14 protein-coding genes are annotated in these 21,623 nt (G+C 70.7%); 7 read left to right on the plus strand and 7 right to left on the minus strand.

The features are described from left to right. Positions 1–474: 474 nt before the first annotated feature. From NDAS_RS08580 to NDAS_RS08610, 7 genes are read left to right on the plus strand one after another with little or no spacing between them, the layout of a single operon-like run. Positions 475–3,315 (plus strand): DUF4040 family protein, encoded by a 2,841-nt coding sequence (locus tag NDAS_RS08580; protein WP_013152764.1) that lies wholly within the window; start codon positions 475–477, stop codon positions 3,313–3,315. Then, entirely contained in the window at positions 3,312–3,620 is a 309-nt protein-coding gene (locus tag NDAS_RS08585) for a sodium:proton antiporter (protein ID WP_013152765.1), read from the plus strand. Before NDAS_RS08580 ends, NDAS_RS08585 begins: the two co-directional genes overlap by 4 nt. Beyond that, the gene (locus tag NDAS_RS08590; RefSeq protein WP_013152766.1) at positions 3,617–5,134 is read left to right on the plus strand and encodes a monovalent cation/H+ antiporter subunit D family protein; all 1,518 of its coding nucleotides are present in this window, start codon (positions 3,617–3,619) and stop codon (positions 5,132–5,134) included. Before NDAS_RS08585 ends, NDAS_RS08590 begins: the two co-directional genes overlap by 4 nt. Next, positions 5,131–5,508 (plus strand): Na+/H+ antiporter subunit E, encoded by a 378-nt coding sequence (locus tag NDAS_RS08595; RefSeq protein ID WP_013152767.1) that lies wholly within the window; start codon positions 5,131–5,133, stop codon positions 5,506–5,508. The genes NDAS_RS08590 and NDAS_RS08595 overlap by 4 nt, the downstream gene beginning before the upstream one ends. Beyond that, positions 5,505–5,762, plus strand: coding sequence for a monovalent cation/H+ antiporter complex subunit F (locus tag NDAS_RS08600; RefSeq protein ID WP_013152768.1), 258 nt, complete (start codon positions 5,505–5,507; stop codon positions 5,760–5,762). Before NDAS_RS08595 ends, NDAS_RS08600 begins: the two co-directional genes overlap by 4 nt. Beyond that, positions 5,759–6,109: a monovalent cation/H(+) antiporter subunit G gene (gene mnhG / locus NDAS_RS08605; protein ID WP_013152769.1), complete on the plus strand. Its 351-nt coding sequence runs from the start codon at positions 5,759–5,761 to the stop codon at positions 6,107–6,109. Before NDAS_RS08600 ends, mnhG begins: the two co-directional genes overlap by 4 nt. Positions 6,110–6,166: 57 nt before the next feature. Continuing rightward, positions 6,167–6,910, plus strand: a complete 744-nt coding sequence (locus NDAS_RS08610; protein WP_013152770.1) for a GIDE domain-containing protein — start codon at positions 6,167–6,169, stop codon at positions 6,908–6,910. Positions 6,911–7,143: 233 nt separating this feature from the next. Here the strand turns inward: NDAS_RS08610 and dpgD are convergent, their stop codons facing one another. The 7 genes from dpgD to NDAS_RS08645 all read right to left on the minus strand — a co-directional run bounded on the left by dpgD (position 7,144) and on the right by NDAS_RS08645 (position 21,509). After that, positions 7,144–7,959: an enoyl-CoA-hydratase DpgD gene (dpgD, locus tag NDAS_RS08615; protein WP_013152771.1), complete on the minus strand. Its 816-nt coding sequence runs from the start codon at positions 7,957–7,959 to the stop codon at positions 7,144–7,146. Between the two features lie 58 nt (positions 7,960–8,017). Beyond that, the gene (gene dpgC, locus NDAS_RS08620) at positions 8,018–9,361 is read right to left on the minus strand and encodes a (3,5-dihydroxyphenyl)acetyl-CoA 1,2-dioxygenase DpgC (protein WP_013152772.1); all 1,344 of its coding nucleotides are present in this window, start codon (positions 9,359–9,361) and stop codon (positions 8,018–8,020) included. Positions 9,362–9,401: 40 nt separating this feature from the next. After that, positions 9,402–10,157, minus strand: a complete 756-nt coding sequence (locus tag NDAS_RS08625; protein WP_013152773.1) for a helix-turn-helix transcriptional regulator — start codon at positions 10,155–10,157, stop codon at positions 9,402–9,404. Between the two features lie 836 nt (positions 10,158–10,993). Continuing rightward, the gene (gene dpgB / locus NDAS_RS08630) at positions 10,994–11,695 is read right to left on the minus strand and encodes an enoyl-CoA-hydratase DpgB (RefSeq protein WP_013152774.1); all 702 of its coding nucleotides are present in this window, start codon (positions 11,693–11,695) and stop codon (positions 10,994–10,996) included. Between the two features lie 26 nt (positions 11,696–11,721). Continuing rightward, complete coding sequence (gene dpgA, locus NDAS_RS08635) at positions 11,722–12,843, minus strand: 3,5-dihydroxyphenylacetyl-CoA synthase DpgA (protein ID WP_197724879.1); 1,122 nt, start codon at positions 12,841–12,843, stop codon at positions 11,722–11,724. A 53-nt stretch (positions 12,844–12,896) separates the two neighbouring features. Continuing rightward, positions 12,897–20,156 carry a non-ribosomal peptide synthetase gene (locus NDAS_RS08640; protein WP_049800296.1) on the minus strand — a complete coding sequence of 2,420 codons (7,260 nt, stop codon included), beginning with the start codon at positions 20,154–20,156 and terminating at the stop codon, positions 12,897–12,899. Positions 20,157–20,273: 117 nt separating this feature from the next. Further along, positions 20,274–21,509: an aminotransferase-like domain-containing protein gene (locus NDAS_RS08645; RefSeq protein ID WP_126624973.1), complete on the minus strand. Its 1,236-nt coding sequence runs from the start codon at positions 21,507–21,509 to the stop codon at positions 20,274–20,276. Positions 21,510–21,623 lie beyond the last annotated feature (114 nt).

Consider the following 21,623-nt stretch of genomic DNA (forward strand, 5'->3'; position numbering starts at 1 on the left):
CCCGCGTCGGCCGTTCGCGCTTCGCCGAACGGCACAAGCTGCCCGTGCGCAACCCCCGCCCCCTGGGCACCAACGGCTACTCCACCTCGTGGGGTACCAACGCCCACGGCGAACTCAGCTCCTGCCCGCCCGGACGCAGCCGATCCTTCCGCCTCGCCCGAGGCGTCTTCTCCTTTCCGCATGACGGTCGCCCCGTGTCCGCGCGCCGTCGGGTACCGGCCTGCCTACGGCACCGGTATCTGACGTCGGCGTCCGCGGTCCTCTTCGGCTACCGGTCTGCCCACGGCACCGGCATCCGACGTCAGTGCCCGCGGTCCTCTTCGGCTTCCGTCCTGCGCGAGGCACCTTTCGCGTGCCCTCCTCCACCTTTTTTTCGCTGAACGCCGACCGTGCCGCACCCCTGTGCGCCACGGCCGTCCCCGGCGTGTGCCCGCATGCCCGGGGACCGGCGCGCAACCGTGAAAGGACAGCGGCGTGCTGCTGCTCCTCCTTGCCGTACTCACCGTCACCACCCTGCTCGTCCCGCTGCTGGGACGCCCGCTGGGCCGCGCCGCGGGGTGGCCCATCGCCCTGGTGCTGGCCCTGGCGGCCCTGTGGGTCGGCGCCCGGGGACCCTCCCTGTGGAACCACGACCGGGTCCTGGAGGCGTCCCTGCCCTGGATGCCCGCCCTCGGCGTGGGCCTGCACCTGCGCATGGACGGCCTGGCCTGGCTGTTCTGCGTGCTCGTGCTCGGCGTGGGCGCCCTGGTCATGGCCTACTCCACCCGCTACTTCCCGCCCGGGCGCAGGACCGGCTTCTACGTCCTGATGAGCGCCTTCGCCCTGGCGATGACCGGTCTGGTCCTGGCCGACGACGTGGTCCTGCTCTTCGTCTTCTGGGAGCTGACCACGATCTGCTCCTTCCACCTGATCGGACTGTCCGGACCGGGCGCCTCACGACCGGCCGTGCGCACGTTCCTGCTCACCGCCATGGGCGGCCTGGCGCTGCTGACCGCGGTGGTGCTGCTGTGGGTGCGCACCGGGACCACCCGCCTCAGCGCGATCCTGGGCGACCCGTCCTGGACCCAGGACACCGCCTTCACCGGCACCGTGGCGGTGCTGGTGGTCATCGCGGTGTTCACCAAGTCGGCCCAGTTCCCCTTCCACTACTGGCTGCCCGACGCCATGGCCGCGAGCACCCCGGTGAGCGCCTACCTGCACGCGGCGGCGATGGTCAAGGCCGGCGTCTACCTGGCGATGCGCTTCTCACCGGCCTTCGCGGACACGCCGCTGTGGGGTACCACCCTGGTCGTCGCCGGCCTGACCACCGCCGTGGTCGGCGCCGTGCTGGCCCTGCGACGGCACGACCTGAAGGAGCTCACCGCCTACTCCACGGTCAGCCAACTCGGCTTCCTCGTCGCCGTCATCGGTGTGGGGACCCCGCAGGCGCTCGTCGCCGCCGTCGTGCACACCGCGGCCCACGCCCTGTTCAAGTCGGCGCTGTTCATGTCGGTGGGCGTGATCGACCACCAGACGGGAACCCGGGACCTGCGTGAACTCGGCGGTCTGCGCCGGGCGATGCCCGTCACCGCGGCGGTGAGCGCGCTCGCCGCCCTGTCCATGGCCGGGGTCCCCCCTCTCCTGGGGTTCGTCAGCAAGGAGAACCTCTTCGAGGCGCTTCTCCAGACACCGGGGCCCGCCTGGGCCGGTCCGGTCGCCGGGGCCGTCGCGGTCGTGGCGGCGTCGTTGACCTTCGCCTACGCCTTCCGCTTCGTGTACCTGGCCTTCGGCGGGAGCGGCAGACGCCGTCCCGACCGGGAACCGCCCCGGGAGGCGGGCGCGCTCCTCCTGGCCGCCCCCGTGGTCACCGCGGCGGCGGGCCTGGTCCTGGGGCTGGGAGCCACGGCGCTGAACCCGGCCGTCTCCTGGGCGGCCGGCGACGCGGTCCTGGCTCCCGCGGACTCCCACCTGGCGCTGTGGCACGGACTCAACCCGGCCCTGGGGATGTCGGCCGCCGCCCTGCTCCTGGGCGCCCTCCTGACCTGGGCCTCCCGCTCCGGGGAGAAACTCGCCGGGCGCCGGTTCCTCCCCGTCCGGGGCACAGGCGTCTTCGAACGCGTGCACGCGGCGGTCATCGCCCTGGGAACGCGCGTGGGCGACCTGACCCGCACCGACGCGCCCACCCGCCACCTGGCCGTGCCGTTCGTCATGCTCATCGCGCTCGCCGCCGTGGTCTGCGCTCTCGGACTGGACTACGGGCTGCCGCCCGCTCCCACCTCACGCGCGCTGGACTGGCTCCTGGTGGCGTTGGTGGCGGTCGCGGTGCTCACCTCGGTGGTGACCCGCTCGCGGATGGCCGCCCTGGCCCTGGTCGGGGTCGCCGGGTTCGCCACCGCGCTGTGGTTCGTCTTCCTCGGCGCCGTCGACGTGGCGCTGACCCAGTTGCTGGTGGAGACCCTGACGGTGGTCGTGGCGGTCCTGGTGCTGCGCCGGTTCCCCCGCGAGTTCCACCGGGTCCGCCGCTCACGCACCGCCCTCACCGCGGCGGTCGCCCTGGCCGCGGGGACCGTGGCGGGACTGGGCGCCTACCTGCTCACCGGCCGCAGGGAGCTCTCCGGGGTCAGCGACTACCTGCTCTCCCACGCGCCCGAGGACACCGGCGGCACCAACGTGGTCAACACGATCCTGGTCGACTACCGGGCCCTGGACACACTGGGCGAACTCACCGTCCTGGGGGTGGCCGGCCTGATCATCATCGCCGTCCTGCGCTCGTCCGGTCTCACCGCGAACGGCGAGGTCTCCCCCCGCGTGGCCGGGACCAACCCGGTCTGGGACGCCGACGACAACACCGTCATCATGCGCACCGTGGCGCGCTGGCTCATCCCGCTGCTGGTGCTGTGGTCGCTCTACCTCCTGCTGCGGGGCCACAACGCCCCGGGCGGGGGCTTCATCGCCGGACTGGTCGGCGGTTCGGCCTTCGCCCTGGCCTACCTGACCGCGCCCAGCGCCTCGGCGGCCCGCATCCGCCTGGCCTACCCGGCCTTCATCGCCGCGGGCGTCCTCACCGCCGCGGCCACCGGGCTGCTCGGCTACGCCGACGGGTCCTTCCTGCGGCCCCTGCACGCCGAGATCCCCCTGCCCTGGGGCGGTTACTACCACTTCACCAGCGCGCTCGTCTTCGACGTGGGCGTCTACCTGGCCGTGGTCGGCGTGCTGCTGACCGCGCTCAACCAGCTGGGGCTGCCCCGGAGCGGGCGTAAGAGCCCCCCGGAGCCCGACACGCACCGCACACACGACCCCGTCCAGCACGGTCCGGCCACCGGAGGCACCCGATGACCCTGGCCATCACGATCGGCGTCCTGACCGCCGGAGCCGTCTACCTGATCCTGCAACGCGGCATGGTCCGCGTCGTCCTGGGCTTCGTCCTGCTCAGCCACGGGGTCAACCTCCTGCTGATGTCGGCGGGCGGCGCCTTCCGCCGGGGCGAACCCCTGTTGGGGCGGGACACCGGCGCCGCCATGGCCGACCCCCTGCCCCAGGCGTTCGTGCTCACGGCGATCGTCATCGCCTTCTCCATCACCATCTACATGCTCGCCCTCGCCGCGACCGGTGAGAGCGACGACACCGAGGACGCCTCATGATCCCCGTTCTCCTGCCCGTGCTGGTCGCGGTTCCCCTCCTGACCGCCGCGCTGCTGGTGCTGCCCCTCGCACGCGGGGTGGCCCGCGCCCTGTTCCTGGGGACCAGCGCCTTCGCGCTCGCCGCCGGTGCCGTACTGGTCTGGTGCACGCGGGAGGGACAGGTACACGCCCACCAGGTGGGTCTGTGGCCCGCCGGGGTGTCCATCCCCTTCGTCGCCGACACCTTCAGCGCGCTGATGGTCACCACCACCGCCCTGTTGGTGCTGGTGTGCTCGGCCTTCGCCGTGGCCACCGGCGAGGCCGGTCGGCGCTTCTTCCCGTCCCTGGTGCTGGTGCTGTCCGCCGGGGTGTACGGAGCGCTGCTCACGGGCGACCTGTTCAACCTCTTCGTGTTCGTCGAGGTGATGCTGCTGCCCTCCTACGGGCTGATGGCCATCGCCGGGACCCTGCGCGGCCTGCGGGGCGGACGGACCTACGTCGCGGTCAACCTGCTCACCTCGACCGTGTTCCTGGCCGGTGTCGCCCTGGTCTACGGCACCGCCGGAACCGTGCAGCTCGGCGAACTCGCGGGCGCCGCCCAGGAGTCGCCCGTGGTCGCGGCCGCCATGGGCGTGGTGCTGCTGGCGATGTCGGTCAAGGCCGCCGTCGTGCCGGTGCACGGCTGGCTGGCGCGCACCTACACCGCGCCCTCCCCGGCGGTGACCGCCCTGTTCTCCGGTCTGCACACCAAGGTCGCCATCTACGCGATCTACCGCCTCTACGCGGTGGTCTTCGGCGGCGAGTCCTCGCTGCTGTGGGTGGGCCTGGTGCTGTTCGGCGCGACCATGCTGATCGGGGTCCTGGGCGCGGTGGGGGAGGACACCACCCGCTCGATCCTGGTCTTCCACATGGTCAGCCAGATCGGCTACATCCTCCTCGGCGTCGCCCTGTTCACCGAACTGGGACTGATGGCGGGCATCTTCTACCTCATCCACCACATGGTGGTGAAGGCGTCCCTGTTCCTGTCCACCGGCGCGATCGAGCACGTCCACGGCACCGGCAGACTCGACCGGCTGGGAGGCGTGGCCCGCCGGGAACCGCTGCTGGCCCTGGCCTTCCTGGGCGCGGCCCTGTCCCTGGCCGGACTGCCGCCCTTCTCCGGGTTCGTCGCCAAGCTCACCCTGGTCGCCGCCGCCTTCGCCGACGGCCAGTGGGCGGTCGCCGCCGTCGCCGTCGCCGTCAGCCTCATCACCCTGATGTCGATGCTCAAGATCTGGGGCTCGGTGTTCTGGGGCCCCGACCCGGGCTCCGGTCCCGAACCCGGGGGCGGACGGTCGGCGCAGGGGAGCGGGACGGTCACCGCGCCCCCGGCCGCCACGAGGATCCGCGCGGGCCTGGTGCTGCCCGCGGCGGCGCTGACCGGCGTCACCCTGTGCGTCGGCCTGGGCGCCCAGGTCCTGCTCGGCCTGAGCGCCCAGGCCGCGGCCCATCTGCTGGACACCTCCACCTACGTCGAGGCGGTGACGAACCGATGACCCCCTTCCTGCGCAGGATCCTGCGGATCGCGTGGTTCCCGTTCTTCTACGGCTCCCGGGTGGTGACCTCCACGCTCCAGGTCGCCTGGGACATCCTCACCCCGGGCAGCGCGTCCGTGCCCGCCCTGATCGAGGTCCCGTTGCGCTGCCGCACCGACCTGGAGATCACGGCCGTCGCCAACATGGTCTCCCTGACCCCCGGAACGGTGACCGTGGCCACCCGCACCGACCCGCCCACCCTGTGGGTGCACGGCATGTACACCGCTGACGAGCGGGCCTTCCTCGACGACATCCACCAGATGGAGGACTACCTGTTGGGCCTGACGCGCGCCGGACGGACGCGGGCCGAGCCCCGCGGGGAGGAGACCCGATGAACCCCGTCGACATCGCGCTGCTGCTGCTCGGCGCGTCCATGGTCCTGGCCGCGTACCGGATCCTCTCGGGCCCCGACCGGGCGGACAGGGCCGCCGGGGCCGACGTGGTCCTCTTCGGCTTCGTCGGCCTCGTGGTCGTCCTCGGCCTCCGCGTCGACTCCGCCCTGGTGGTCGACATCGTGCTCGTGTGCGCCCTCGTGGGGTTCCTCTCCGCCCTGTCCCTGGCCCGACTGATCTCCGGAGGCAAACGATGACCCCGTTCGAGACGCTCGCCGTGGCCTGCGTGATCGCGGGCGCGTCCGTGTTCACCGTGGGAGCCCTCGGCCTAGTGCGCCTGCGCGACTTCTACGCCCGCCTGCACGGGGTGTCGGTCTCGGCCGGACTGGGGACGGCCCTGCTCCTGCTCGGTCTGCTGCTGTGGTTCCCCTCGGTGGAGAACGCGCTCAAGATCGGCCTGGCGCTGCTCGTGCAACTGGCCACCGCCGCGGTCGGCGGCAACGCCCTGGCCCGGGCGGGATACCTGGCGGGAACACCGCTTTCCCCCGCCACCCGGCACGACGCCCTCGCTGACGCGGACGCGGACCGCTCGGAGGAGGGCTGACCCTGCTCCGTGCCGGTGGCCCGTCACCACGGCCGCCGGCACGAGGAGGCGGTGACTATGGATGACATGTTCGTCGGTGGAGCGCGGACCGCGCTCCAGCTCCTTGCCCTGCTGGCCACCGTGCTCAGCGCCCTCCTGCTCGCCCGCGTGCTGCGCACGCGCGCACGGTCCACGAGGATGCGCCGCTCCCGGACACCTCCGCTACGGGACCTGCCCCGCTCCGGTACCCCGGTCCTGGTCGACGGGAACGCCGTACCGGGGTCCTCGGGACCGCTGGTGGCCCCCTACTCCGGGACCAGGTGCGTGTGGTACCGGACCGAGGTGTGGGACCACCGCCCCGGTGAGGGCTCGCGCCACGAGCGCCTTCGCGTGAGCCTGGTCCACGCGGAGCAGAGCGAGGCGCCCTTCCTGATCGAGGACAGGACGGGGAGCGCGTGGTGCCACCCCCGTGGAGCCGTCACGGACAAGGTCGCCCTCACCCACGACTCCTTCGTGGTCGACCCCCTGGCGGAGGGCGCTCCGGGCAGGGCGGAGGCGAGGCGGGAGCTGCGGCCCGAGCACGCGCATTCGAGCACCGGCCGCTCCTACCGGGAGTGGGCCATCGCGCCCGGGACCCGTCTGCTGGTCAACGGGACCGCGTACGAGTGGAACGAGGAGACCCTCGTCGCGAGCTCCTCCGACGGGTACCTGCTGCTCTCGACGCGCACCGCCCCACAGGTGTACGACGCCCACCTGACGAGGCAGGTCCTGGCCGGAGCCGCCTTCCTCGGATCCCTCGCGCTCACCCTGTGGCTCCTGTGACCCGGCGATCGCGGACGCGACCATGCCGAAACTGCGCCGCGGCCGACGCCGCCGGACTGCGGACGGGAGGAAGTGTCCCGGTCAGCGGTCGCAGGCGATCGACGACCGCTTGGCCGGGGCGCCGATCAGCCAGCGGGCGGTCGGACGGTGGCGCACCTTCGGTCCAACCCCCGGCGGGTCCCTCGTCAGACCGCCGGGCGAAGGGATCCGCCACCTCGCCCGGCGGCGCGCCCTCAGCGGCCCCGCCACCGGGGAGGGCGTTTCTCGGTGAACGCCCGGGGGCCCTCCCGCGCGTCCTCGCTGCGCGCGCGCCGCTCCTCCCAGAAGAAGCGGCTGCCGAACGCCTGCTCCACGGACAGGTGGGACGAGCGGGCGACGGCCTCCTTGATGGCCCGCACCGACAGGGGCGCGCTGCGCAGGAGGTCGTCCACCCAGCCCTGGACGCACGCGTCCAGCTCCTCGTGCGGGACGACGTCGTTCACCAGGCCCAGGTCCGCCGCGCGGCGCGCGGACATCCGCCGCCCCGTCAACAGGTGGCCCATCGCGATCCGCGCCGGGATCTGCCTGGTGAGCCGGAAGACGCCGCCCGCCCCGGGGACCAGCCCCAGCCGTGCCTCCGGCAGGGCGAACGTCGAGCGCTCGGAGGCGACGATGACGTCACACGCCAGGGCCAGCTCGAACCCGCCCCCCATGGCGTACCCGTCCACGCGGGCGATGACGGGCTTGGCGAACGCGTGGCGTTCGGTCAGCCGGGGCCAGCCCGGAGCCCCCCGGCTGCCGAAGGTGGTCCCCTCGGCGCCACCGGAGTCCAGTGCCGCCCGTTCCCCCAGGTCCTGGCCCACGGAGAACGCCCGGTCGCCGGCCCCGGTCAGGACCACCGCCCAGACGTCGTCGTCGGCCTCCACGTCGTCCCAGACCTCGGCGAGTTCCTCGTGGGTCCGCAGGTCCATGGCGTTCAGGACGTGGGGGCGGTCGATGGTCACGCGGGCGACCCCGTCCTCCTTCACGTACCGGACCCGTGGCGGGGCGGTCTCCTGCTCTGCGGACATGGTCCTCCGTAGGTTGGCGGGCGGTCCGGCCCGGCGCGGCGGGCCCTCCGGTCCGATCTCAGGCGCGCGCCGCGGTGAAGCGGCCGGTCTTGGTGATGACGTCCTCGCTGTACAGGCGCAGCGACTGCTGGAGCGCGAACTCCGACATGTAGGCGCGGAAGGGCTCCGCCGGGTTCTCCGCCAGCTGGAGCATGCGCCTGTTCGTGACGACGGCCGGGCTGTCCATGCGTTCGGCCGCCTCCTCCACGGCGGCGTCCAGCAGGGCCGGGTCGACCACGTGGTCGAAGAGCGCGGCCGCCTGCGGCTCGGTGGCCCAGATCCGCCGGCCCCAGAGGATGACCTCCCGGGAGAGCCGGGTGCCGCCGACGCGGCCGAGCCGGAGGTTGGCCACACCGGGGACGATGCCCTCCTGCGCCGCCGGGAGGCTGAAGTAGGAGTCCTCACCGGCGATCACCCTGTCGAAGACCAGCAGCAGCTGGGCCCCGCCGCCGATGGCGAAGGCGTCGACCGCGGCCACCCACGGCTTGTGGACCGTCGGAGCCCGCCACGAGTCCGGTCCCTCGACGGCCAGGCCCCGGACGATCTTGTTGATGTAGCCGAGCTCCCGCCGGAGCAGGAAGTCCACGAGGGAGATCCGTCCGGCGTGCAGTTCCTTGAGGTTGATCCCCGCGCTGAACACACGCCTGCCCCGGTGGCGAGGGTGCTCCATCGGGCCGCCCCGCAGTACGCCGACTCCCACGTCGGGGTCGAGCAGCACCAGGTCCACCGCGGTCTCCATGGAGTCCACCTGGTCGTTGTCCTCGGCGTTGAGCCGGTCCGCGCCGCACATGGTCACGTGCGCGGTGGAGCCGATCCTCTCCAGCCGGACGGAGCCGAGGTCCGCGACGCCGGTCCTGCGGTACTCGGGGTACAGGGCCCGGGCTCGGCCGGTGGGGCGGAGCATCGAGTCGACGAGGTGCCGCCCCGCCGCCTCGGAGCCCAGGACGGCCCGGAAGAAGATCCCCTGGTCGATCTCCAGGCCCTCCTTGTGGGCTTGGAGCCGGGCGGACTCGGTAGCCATCTGATCGGGGGTCGGCACCAGGCCGGGGAACCGGGTCGCAGCGTCCGTGACCAGTTCGCGCAGGCGCGGGCGCCGCCGGTGGCCGTCGGTGAGGTCACCGTAGACGCTGTCCACGTGCGCGTCGAGGAACCGGGAGCGGACGGCACGGAGGGTGTCCTTGGCCCGGGAGACGGCCTGGTGCTCCTCGGGCGTGCGCCGCGCGGGCTCGGCGGCCGCCGCGAGCACCTCGTCCAGACGCAGGGCGGCGTCACCGAGGACCCCGGCCGCCGTCGGCAGGTCGTGGGGGAGCGCTGTGGCGTCGACCTTGGCCAGAGCGTCCGCCGCCGTGAGCAGGGCGTTCATCGTTGAGGACTCCGAAGTGGGGGAAGGGGGCCGGAGGGCGTCAGAAGCACCAGTTGATCTGGGCGGGAACGTCCGGAAGCGGGGACGCCGTCTCCTTCGGGCCGGTTCCGGCCTCGGAGCACAGGCGGTACAGGCCGAGCTGGTGGGCCCTGAGGCCGGCCTTGAAACGGGACGAGGCCCCGAGCGCGGACATGACGCCCGCCACGTGGCGGCGGTAGGTACGGACGGACACGCCCATGCAGCGGGCCGCGGACTCGTCCTTCATCCCGGAGCACAGGTAGTACATCGCCCGTGCCTGGTTGTCGTTGTCGAGGATGCCGAGGGCGTCCCGCAGGTTGGAGAAGCCCACCGCGCGGTCCCAGAGGGCGCGCTGGTAGCGGATCATCCAGTCGATCATCCCCGGGGAGCGCACGACGCGCAGCTTGGTCGCGTCGTCGGCCCGGTTGGACTCGACGAAGCCGACACGCGAGCCGATCACCAGCATCGTGGGGAACCCGTCGGGGGCCACGCGGACGCGCACGCCCCGGTCGGAGAGGAGCGCGATCGCCCGCCGGTTCCCTCCTTCCAGCAGGTCCGAGTGGGTGGCCGTCATTCTGAGGTCGATCCTGCGGGAGGGACCTGCGGACTCGGTGATCCTGGTGACGGCGGAGGCACCGAGGATCGAGGCCGAAACGGTCGTCATCCGAACCTCGGGGAGGGGGTCCCCGAGCAGTTCCACCTCTTCCCAGAACCGGGCCGTGAGGTCGCGGGCGTCGACATCCTCGTCCCCGCCGTCCAGGGGAGGAGCCAGATTCATCTTCCAGTGGGCACCAGGGTTTTCGAGATGGTCGTTCGGGGGAGTGGGGGATTCGGCGCCCTCCTCGAGAGAAACGTCGATGCAGGGTTCCCGAATAGCCGGTTCATTCATTTTTGAAAGATGTCTCGCTGGGGGTTCGCGATATAGTGAAGTGACCATATTGAGTGTTCCAGTATGGGCTGTTTCCATCAATGTCTTGGCCAGTTGTGGACATGGTGACAACGCCGACCACTTCGCAGGCGGACGCCGGGGCGCGGGTACGACGGGTCGCGTGCGCCGGTCTGCGGAAAACCGCTGCGAAACCGGGGCCGAAGCGGCGCGGCATGGTCACCTGTGACCTCCCCCTGCTCCGCCGTCCTGCCCGAGCGGGCCGATCGCGCGCGTGGAAAGCCGAAGGACGGCCCGGCCGCCAAGGACGCGGTCATCGAAGTCCAGGCCGGCCGGACCATCGCCCCCGAAACCGGGAACACCGGGCTCGAACGCCGGTCGGGACCGGACTCGGCCGACTCCGCCGCGCCGCTCCCGACCGCCGGGCCCCTGACCGATCCCACCCCCGCTCACCGCGCACGTCCGGCGGCGGGAAAACGGGCGAACAGCCCGGAGGACACGCCCCGGCCCGCCGCCGGGATCCCCGCCAGCCTGTGCGGAGCGCAGGCCCCCGCCGTCCGGATCGCCGAAAATTTCTGGACAGCCGCCACCACCCGAATAGTCGCCCAAACCGAATGGATGGAGTTTTGGGCGGATTTTCGTTCAACAATGCAGGAGGTTTCGGTACCGTGTTCCGGAATTCGGCCGGGCGCCTTCCCCCGCGTGAGGGGCGCCCAGCCGGATGCGCGTCACACGCGTGCCGGTTCCTCCGACGGGGTCTCGTCCCGCAGACGCCTCAGCTCACGGTCACAGGCCGACAGGTGGCGGCCCAGGGCGTCCTCGAAGGCCGTCGAGGACGCCTCCATCGCCAGGCGGCGACGGATCGCGAACTCCGGCCCGGACCGGGTGGCGACCGACGCCAACAGGGACTCCACCCTCGCGTCCGCCGGGTCGAGCACCTCGTCCACCAGACCCAGCCCACGGGCCTCCTCCGCCGGGAACGGAAGACCCAGCAGCAAGCAACGGCGGGCCGCTCCGTGCCCGGCCTGCTGGCGCAGGCGGTACAGGACCATGCCGGGCCACGCGGTCTCCTCCGTCGCGGGGAAGCGCAGGCTCGACCCGGGCGCCATGATCCTGAGGTCGCTGGAAAGGAGGAGTTCGGCCGCGACCCCGCCGCAGTCCGCCTCGACGATCGCCACGGTGGCGATATCCACCCGCTCCAGACGGCGCAGCGCCCGCTCCCACTTGTTCACCGTGTGGACGGTGACCTCGTCGGACACGGGAAGGCCCGTGGGGACCCCCCGGAGGCGAAGCGTTCCGACGGTCCCGGGGCCCGCGTCCTCACACGCGTCCGCGAACGCGTTCACCTCGGCCACGAGCGCGGCGGACAACGGAAGTGAGCCGTCGATCCGCAGGTCCGGCGCGTTGCCGTCGTTGGACGTACTGGTCACTGTGTCTCCTCTGTTCGAAGGGGTTGTCACCACTGGCACAGCGCTGCCTCGATCGTCGATCCGGGACCCATGGTCATGAGGACGCCGTGGTCGCCGGGGGAGGCGACGCCCTCCTCCAGGAGCTGCTGGTACGAGAACAGGAAGGAACCGCTGGACAGGTTGCCGTAGTCGCGGAGCACGCTCGTCGTGTGCCGGACGTCGTACCTGGTCAGGCCGAGGTTGACCATGACCGAATCGATGACCTTCTTGCCGCCGGAGTGCACCGTCCAGTGCCGGATGTCGCTGCGGCGCAACCCGGTGCCGTCCAGCAGGCGGTCGATGATGATGTTGGCGTGGGCCCCCACGACGTAGGGCACCTCGGGGTCCAGGAAGAAGCTGAACCGGCCCTGCTCGGAGTCCCAGTCATAGCGCATGGCGGGAAGGGCGTCCACGATGATCTGGCTGGAGAACTTCAGCAGACGCGGACCGGTGGGCTCCGGGCGGTCCGCGGTGTCGCCGGAGACCACGGCGATCGCGGCCGAACCGTCTCCGAACAGGCTGTTCACCACGGACGTGCGCATCGTCCCGTCGAACACGTAGGCGGCGGAGCAGGCCTCGATGCACACCATGACGGCGAGCTTGCCGGGGTGGGCCCGCGCCCACCCGGCGACGGCGTTGAGCGCGTTCAGCCCCGCGTTGCAGCCCATTCCGACGACGTCCAGACGGCTGGCGCTGGAGGGGATGCCCAGCTCACGGATGAGCAGGGCGCTGAACCCCGGGGTGAGGAAGCCGGTCGTGGTGACACAGCACAGGTAGCCGATGTCGGACAGGTCGGCCCCCGCCCTCTTCAGGCACTCCTGGAGGGCGCGGGCTCCCATGTCGACACCCTGCCGCCTGTGCTTGTCCAGCAGCTCTCCCTGGACCTCCATGACCCGTCCGCCGTCCGGCCCCTCCGGGGGGAGGGTGAGGTGGCGCCGGTCGATGGCGCTGTTGCGGAAGACCGAGCGGATTCTCGGATCCCGGATGTCGAAGATCTCCAGGAGTTCGTCCTGGGAGTAGGAGGTGGGCGGGACCGCCGTTCCGACACCGACGATCGCCGCGGGGGCTCCGCCACGGTCGGCGGCTGCGGGAGCCCGGCTCTCCGGAGCGGTTGCGAGATGTGCGTTCACACGGGAATCCATTTCTTGTGGATACGGACCTGGGCGTGATGGGCGGGTGGGCGTCAGCGGTTCGGGGTGCCGTCCAGCCGGTCCACCTGGGGAAGGAGAGAGGCGACCAGGGGGCCCACTGACCCGGCGGACCGGGGCGAGAGCAGGGCGAAGTGGTCGACCGCGGTGGCACGGACACGCACGTCCGAACCGAGGAGGTCCGCCCAGCCGTGCGTGGCGGGGGGTTCGTCCCCCTCCTGACGCGCCTCCACGAAGGCGGTCGGCACGTCCGTCCCCGCCGAACGGTGCGCGGCCATCGCCGCCACGTTGTGGCGCGCGATCTGGAAGAGGCGCTCCAGGACGGGGCCGTCCAGGGACGAGAGAGCGCTCCCCCTCGCCTCCAGGGCCGCGCGTACGTCCGGGGTCCGCGGCCGGTCGTCCGCGGGACCGACCGGCACCACGAGGCCGTCGAACGCGGCCGAGCACACGTCCTCCGGGGACGGGTCGGGGTCGGTCCGGTCGGCGCCGCCGACGTGGGCGTCCAGGAGGATCAGCCGGTCGGGGGCCTCCCCGGCCTCGGTCAGCTCGCGCGCCGCCTGCTGGGCCACGGTGCCGCCGAAGGACCAGCCCAGCAGCACGCGGCGACGGTCTGAGGAGAGTTTGCGGATCCGTTCCGCGTGGTGCGAGGCGAGTTCCGCCACCGTGAGGGGAAGGACCTCGTCCGTCTCCAGGCGCGGGTCGTGGAGGATGTGGACGGGGCGATCCGACGGCAGGTGCCCCAGCAGACTGGAGTAGCACCAGCCCAGGCCGTTGACGGGTGGGAAGAGGAAGAGCGGGGGCAGGTTGCCGTCGCCGTGGTAGGTCACCACCCCGCCGATGCCGGGGGAGCGGCCGTCGCGCTGGAAGAGGCCGTCCGACAGCAGCCGTTCGGCCAGGCCGGCCACGGTGGGGGTTTCGAAGAGTGCACGCACTCCGGCGCGCACGCCCAGAACCGAGCGGACCCGGCCCATGAGTCGGGTCGCGGACAGTGAGTGCCCGCCCAGGACGAAGAAGTCATCGTCGATCCCGACCCGCTCCACACCGAGCACCTGGGCGAACAGCCCGCACAGGACCTCCTCACGCGGATTACGCGGAGCACGACCCGTACCCGAAACCACCTCCGGTGCGGGCAGTGCGGATCGGTCGACCTTGCCGTTGACGGTCAACGGCAACGACTCCAGCCCGACCACGGCCCAGGGCACCATGTACTCCGGCACCACCCGACCCAGATCACCACGCACCCGCTCAGAATCGATCGCCCTGCCCGGTTCGGGGACCACATAGGCCACCAGGCGTTTGTCGCCGTCCGCGCTGTGGTGCACCGAGGCCACCGCATCGGCTACCCCGTCCAGGGCCGTGGTGGCGGCTTCGATCTCACCGAGTTCGATACGAAAACCCCGCACCTTGACCTGGTCGTCGGAGCGGCCCACGAAGATCAGCTCGCCCCGCTGGGTCCAGCGGACCAGGTCCCCGGTGCGATACATCCGCTCGCCGGGTGCGAAGGGGCAGGCCACGAACCGTGAAGCGGTCAGGGAGGGCTGGTTGACATACCCCCGGGCCAGACCCGCGCCAGAGATGTAGAGCTCGCCCACCACCCCGGCCGGGACCAGGGACAACCCCTCATCCAGAACGAACACCTCGGTACTGGCGACCGGTCCACCGATGGTCACGGGACCGTCCTGCCCAAGCGGCCGCAGGGGTTCCGACGCCGTCGCACACACGGTGCCCTCCGTCGGCCCGTAGGCGTTGTGCATGCTGCGACCCGGCGCCCACAGATCGACCAGGTGCTGAGGGCACGCCTCCCCACCGACGACCAGTCGGCGCAGTGAGGGGAGGCCGTTCCCGGGCATCGTCGCGAGCACCGCGACGGGCACGGTCAAGGAGGTCACACGCTGCTCCGCGACGAACTCCGAGAGCTCGAACCCGGTCAGGCCCTCGTCGGGGATGACCAGAGTGGCGCCCTGGCAGAGCGGCGCGTAGATCTCCTGGACGGAGACGTCGAAGGCGGGCGAGATGCACAGGGCGACCCGGTCGCCCTCTCGCAGAGGGTTGCAGGAGACGAGCCGGTCGATTCCGGTGTGGGTGACGGCCACCCCCTTGGGCACACCGGTCGATCCCGAGGTATGGATGACATAGGCGGTGTTGGCCAACCTCAACGCAGACACACGGTCGCGGTCGCTCAAGGGCCCGCACGCATACCCGCTCAGGTCCAACTCCTGGAGGAGGACGGACTCGATCCCCTCGGGCGGCACGTGGGCGGTCCCATCGACCAGCGCCAGGCGGGCCCCGGTCCCGGACACGATGTGCCGCTGACGCGCAGACGGATAATCCGGATCCACGGGCACATACACGCCACCCGCCTTCATCACCGCGAGCAGGCTCACCACCAGCCCCACACCCCGGCCCATCGACACCACCACGGGCACTTCCGGACCCACCCCACGCGCCACCAACCACCGCGCCACACGATTGGACCGCGCGTCCAACTCCGCGTACGTCAACCGCTCCGAACCCGACTCGACCGCCACCGCCTGGGACGAGTGCTCCGCCTGGGAGCGGAAGGAGTCCACGATGGTGCCCGGTGTGTGCGCGGTGGTCGGGCCCGTGCCCCAGGCGCGTAGCCGGTGGTGTTCGTCTGCTCCCAGGATGTTCAGGTCGCGGACCGCCACGTCCGGGTCCGCGCACACCTGCTCCACCACCCGCACCAGGCGCTCACCCAAAAGACAAGCGCTGGCCCGGTCGAACAGGTCACGGGCATAGACCACACTCACCCGCAACCCGCCCGCGGCATCCACCCCGAACCCGAAGAACAGATCGAACTTGGCCGCCACCTCAGCGACCTGCACCGACACACCCTCCACCCCGGGAAGCTCCACACCCGAATACCCGCCGTCCTCCTCCCAGGCCACCGACACCTGGAACAGGGGATGGCGGGCCAGCGATCGTGAGGGGCGTAGTGCTTCCACCACCCGCTCGAAGGGCACCTGGGCGTGATCGAAAGCCGCCAGATCCGCCTGCCGCACCCGCCCCAACAACTCCGTAAAAGACGGATCACCGCTCAGGTCGGTGCGCAGCACCACGGTGTTGACGAAGAACCCGACCAGGTCCTCCAACGCCGGATCCTCACGGCCCTCCACCACCGTGCCCACCACGATGTCGGTGCCCGCACCCAACCGGCTCAACACCGCGGCCACCGCGGCTTGGGCGATCATGAACACCGTCGCGCCGCTGGCCCGGGCGAGTTCACGCACCCGCCCCAGCGTCCCTTCCGTGGCGGGCACGCTGACCTGTCCTCCCTGGTAGGAGGAAACAGCCGGGCGGGGCCGGTCGGTGGGCAACACCAGCTCCTCCGGAGCCCCGGCCAGGTGCTGACGCCAGAACTCGACCTGTTCCCGGGCCAGATCGGTGGGTTCATCGTCGCTGCCCCACAACTCGTGCTGCCACAGGGCGTAGTCCACGTACTGCACCGGCAGCTCCTCCCACCGGGGAGTCTGACCGCTGCACCGGGTTTGGTAGGCCTGTCCCAGATCCCGGGAGAGCGGCCCCATCGAGGCCCCGTCCCCCGCGATGTGATGCACCACCAACACCACCACCCACTCCTGAACAGCACCCGTTTCAGGTAGCACCCGCACCAGATGGGCGTGCACGGGAATGTCGTGTTCCAGGTCGAACAGGTGAGCCGCGTGATCAGCCACCACCGCACCCACCCGATCGGGAGCGCACTCGCTGACCCCCAGCTCCACCCGCCCCCCGGTGTCGGCATCCAGCACCCGCTGCACCGGTTCACCGTTCACCTCGGCGAACACCGTCCGCAACACCTCATGCCGGCCCACCACGTCATTGAGCGCCGCACCCAACGCACCCACATCCACCGGCCCCCGCACACGCGTCACCACCGGAATGTTGTACGTGGCCGAAGCCCCCTCCAACCGCGACAGAAACCACAACCGACGCTGAGCAAACGACAACGGCACCACACCAGGCCGCCGCCCCACACGCGACAACCCCACCAGCTCACCCGAACCCCCCGACCCCTCCAACCGCGGCAACAACCCCGCCACCGTCGGAGCCTCAAACAACACCCGTACTCCCGCGCGCACGCCCAGAACCGAGCGGACCCGACCCATCAACCGGGTCGCGGACAGTGAGTGCCCGCCCAGAGCGAAGAAGTCATCGTCGATCCCGACCCGCTCCACACCGAGCACCTGGGCGAACAGCCCGCACAGGACCTCCTCACGCGGGTTGCGCGGAGCACGGCCCTGGCCCGAGGCCACTTCGGGTGCGGGCAGTGCGGTTCGGTCGACCTTGCCGTTGACCGTCAACGGCAGTGCGTCGAGTGCCATCACGGCCCAGGGCACCATGTACTCCGGCACCACCCGACCCAGATCACCACGCACCCGCTCAGGGTCCACCTCACACCCCGGTTCGGGCACCACATAAGCCACCAGACGCTTGTCGCCGTCCGCGCTCTGATGCACCGAAGCCACCGCGTCAGCCACCCCGTCCAGAGCCGTGGTGGCGGCTTCGATCTCACCCAACTCGATACGAAAACCCCGCACCTTGACCTGGTCGTCGGAGCGGCCCACGAACACCAGCTCGCCCCGCTGGGTCCAGCGGACCAGGTCCCCGGTGCGATACATCCGCTCACCAGGTGCGAAGGGACAGGCCACGAACCGCGAAGCGGTCAGGGAGGGCTGGTTGACATACCCCCGAGCCAGACCCGCACCAGAAATGTAGAGCTCACCCACCACCCCGGCCGGAACCAGGGACAACCCCTCATCCAGAACGAACAGCCGAGTACCCGCCACCGGACCACCCATCGACGGGACGTCCCGCTCGGTGATCCGGGCGCTGGTCGCGTTGACGGTCGTCTCCGTCGGGCCGTAGTAGTTGTAGCCCGACGTCTCCGATCGGGCCAGCCTGTTCCACAGCGATTCGCCTATCGCTTCGCCACCGGTTGACACGATGGCGGGGCGGTGCCGGGGATCGTCCAACAGGCCCGCGTTCACCAGGTACTGGGCGAGCGTCGGTGTCGTGTTCAGGAAGTCGATGCGCTGCTCGACGACGTAGTCCTTGAGCAGGTCGGCGTCATGCCGGACCTCATCGCTGATCAGGTGCAGCTCGTGACCGGCGAGCATGCCCGCGATCTCGTCCCAGCAGGCGTCGAAGGAGAAGGGCGCGATGAGCGCCAGCCGCATCCGGCTCTTCCCCGCGGACCGGCACTCCGGTGCGAGGAGTCCGTCCCGGATCGATCCCAGGTGGGCCCGGAGGGATCGGTGTTCCACGATCACGCCCTTGGGGACTCCGGTCGAGCCGGACGTGTGGATCACGTAGGCCGGATGTTCTGGAGAGGGGCGGTCCTCGGGCCCGGGGTCGTCGGTGGACTGGAGGTCGATCTCCGCGCGGACGTCCTGGCTGTCCAGGACGAGTCTGGGTACGCCGAGCTCCAGTCCTTGGCTCCAGGCGCCGGTGGTCACGATCAGCGAGGGGCGGTTGTTCGCGAGGATGAGGGCGGTCCGGTCCGCTGGGGAGTCGGGTTCGACCGGAACGAAGGCGCCGCCCGCCTTGAGCACGGCCAGCATGGAGACCAGCAGGTCACAGGTGCGGGGTAGCGCCAGAACCACCCGGCTCTCAGCTCCCACGCCTCGCTGACGGAGCACGGCCGCGAGTCGGTTCGCGCGCGTGTTCAACGTCCTGAAGTCGAGTTCGCCGTCCTGCGCGACCAGGGCGATCTCGTCGGGGGCCGTCTCCACCTGGGCGCGGAAGACGTCGAGGACCGTTTCCAGGGGGGCCGCGGCGGCGGGCTCGGCCGTCCCCCAGTCCTGGAGAAGGGTCTTCCGCTCCTCCGGGGCCAGGGAATCGAACCGGCTCACCGCGGTGTCCGGATTCGCGCACGCCTGTTCCAGCATCCGCACCAGGCGCTCACCCAACAGCCGGGCCGTCTCCTCGTCGAAGAGGTCCCTCGTGTAACCGACGTTCACGCTGAGCTGGAGACCGCTCCCGTCGAGGGTTTCCGCCTCCTCGAAGCTGAATTCGAGGTCGAAGTGCACGGCATCGCTCTGTACACGGTGAGCTGTGCTCACCAGGCCGGGCAGCGACATCATGTCCGCGCCGCCACTGGTGTACGACACGAACACCTGGAACAGGGGATGGCGGGCCAGCGACCGTGAGGGACGTAGTGCTTCCACCACCCGCTCGAAGGGAACCTGGGCGTGATCGAAAGCCGCCAGATCCGCCTCCCGCACCCGCCCCAACAACTCCGCGAAAGACGGATCACCGCTCAGGTCGGTGCGCAGCACCACGGTGTTGACGAAGAACCCCACCAGGTCCTCCAACGCCGGATCCTCACGCCCCTCCACCACCGTGCCCACCACCACGTCGGTGCCCGCACCCAACCGGCTCAGCAGGGCGGCGACCGCCGCCTGGGCGATCATGAACACCGTCGCGCCGCTGGCCCGGGCGAGTTCACGCACCCGCCCCAACGCCCCTTCCGTGGCGGGCACGCTGACCTGTCCTCCCTGGTAGGAGGAAACAGCCGGGCGGGGCCGGTCAGTGGGCAACACCAGCTCCTCCGGAGCCCCGGCCAGGTGCTGACGCCAGAACTCGACCTGTTCCCGGGCCAGATCGGTGGGTTCATCGTCGCTGCCCCACAACTCGTGCTGCCACAGCGCGTAGTCCACGTACTGCACCGGCAACTCCTCCCACCGGGGAGTCTGACCGCTGCACCGGGTTTGGTAGGCCTGTCCCAGATCCCGGGAGAGCGGCCCCATCGAGGCCCCGTCCCCCGCGATGTGATGCACCACCAACACCACCACCCACTCCTGAACAGGACCTGGCGCGGCCTCCTGGTCAGCACCCGCCGCAGGCTCCTGGCCCGAAACTGCCCCAGCCTCCTGAACAGCACCCGGATCGGCCTTCTGTTCAGCACCCGTTTCAGGTAGCACCCGCACCAGGTGCGCATGGACAGGAATGTCGTGTTCCAGGTCGAACAGGTGAGCCGCGTGATCAGCTACGACCGCGCCCACATCCTCAGGAGCGCACTCGCTGACCCCCAGCTCCACCCGCCCCCCGGTGTCGGCATCCAGCACCCGCTGCACCGGCTCACCGTTCACCTCGGCGAACACCGTCCGCAACACCTCATGCCGACCCACCACGTCATTGAGCGCCGCACCCAACGCACCCACATCCACCGGCCCCCGCACACGCGTCACCACCGGAATGTTGTACGTGGCCGAAGCCCCCTCCAACCGCGACAGAAACCACAACCGACGCTGGGCAAACGACAACGGGTACACGGATCGGCCTCTCTGAAAGGGGTGCGGGCGTGGGGAGACACGGAAAAGGTCAGGTTTGCGGAATGGGTGACGGACGCCTGCGGTTCATCTCCTCCGCCGTGTGCGGGCAGCGTGAATTCAGCTGCCGGCGTGGTCGGTGACGAACGAGGCGAAACGTTCGACACCGAGCGCGATCCTGTCCTGGGTGAGATGGCTGAAGGAGAGCCTGATCTCGTTCCGTGGAATTCCGTCGCCGTGGAAGTGGTGCATGGGGGTCCACAGCACACCGTGCTTCCGCGCACAGACGCCAAGTGCCTCGTCACTCGCTGGGAAGGGGACCTTCAGGGTCAGGAAGAATCCGCCCGACGGGGTGTTCCAACTGACGCCGTGGCCCTCGCCTTCGGGAAACCTCCGGGACATCTCCTGGAGGAGGCGGGACAGGTTGCCCTGGTAGACGTTCCTCTCCCGGGTGTTCGCCGAACGGAGGCTGAACCCGTTCATGATCAGCTTTCCCCCCATCACCGCCTGAGTGATCGGGGAGGTGTTGATGTTGAGCATTCCCTTGGCCTTGGCCAGGTGGTCGGCGAAAAGGGTGTCCGATGATTCGTGCGCCGACACACGCTGGTCGGCGACGACGTAGCCGACCCTCGCTCCCGGGATACCGGACTTGGCGAAGGAACCGAGGTAGACCACGGACCGCGACGCGTCCAGGGACTTCAGGGTGGGGGTGCCGCTCTCCTCGGGGCCGAAGATGCCGTAGGGGTTGTCCTCGATGAGAAGGATCCCCTGTTCCTCGGCGCTCTCCAGCAGGCTCCGCCGGGCGGCCACCGACAGGCTGCGGCCGGTGGGGTTGGCGAAGTCCGGGATCACGTAGCAGGCGCGGGGGTTGAGCCCTTCCCGGCGTGCCTGCTCCGCGGCTTCGGTGAGGCTCTCACCGTCGATTCCCGAAGCCGGCTCCCGGACCGGGTGGACCCCCATCTCCACCAGGCGCGCCGCCGCGTCGAGCCCCGAGTAGTTCGGCCGCACCGCGAGCACCACGTCCGACGGGCCCCCGCGCAGGGCGCGCAGCACCAGGAAGAGGGCCTCCTGGCAGCCGGAGGTGACGACGACGGCACGGGGGTCCACCCGGATACCCTCGTCCGTCTCCAGGTTGCGGCAGATGAGGTCGTTGACGATGCCCCTGGCGCTGCCGTACTGGAGCAGCGTGCGCCGGACCTGCTCCCCGCTCTGCCCCCGCTCCTCGGCGAGGTGGGCGCGGAACGCGTCCAGGTAGTGGTGGACGGCGTCGAGGTCGAAGAAGCCCTCGAACGGCTGCCCCGCGGCGAACGAGATGGCGTCGGGGTAGACGTTCCCGATCTCGTTCAGGAAATTCATCGACTCCGTGGTCGGTGAGTCAAGTGATGCGTGCATGTCGGAGAGCGCCAGGTCCACTTCGTATCCCCACCGTTCGTTCTTTTCCTGTTCCAGGTGATGCTGCGTGGACCCGTT

The sequence above is a fragment of the Nocardiopsis dassonvillei subsp. dassonvillei DSM 43111 genome (assembly GCF_000092985.1).
GTDB lineage: Bacteria > Actinomycetota > Actinomycetes > Streptosporangiales > Streptosporangiaceae > Nocardiopsis > Nocardiopsis dassonvillei.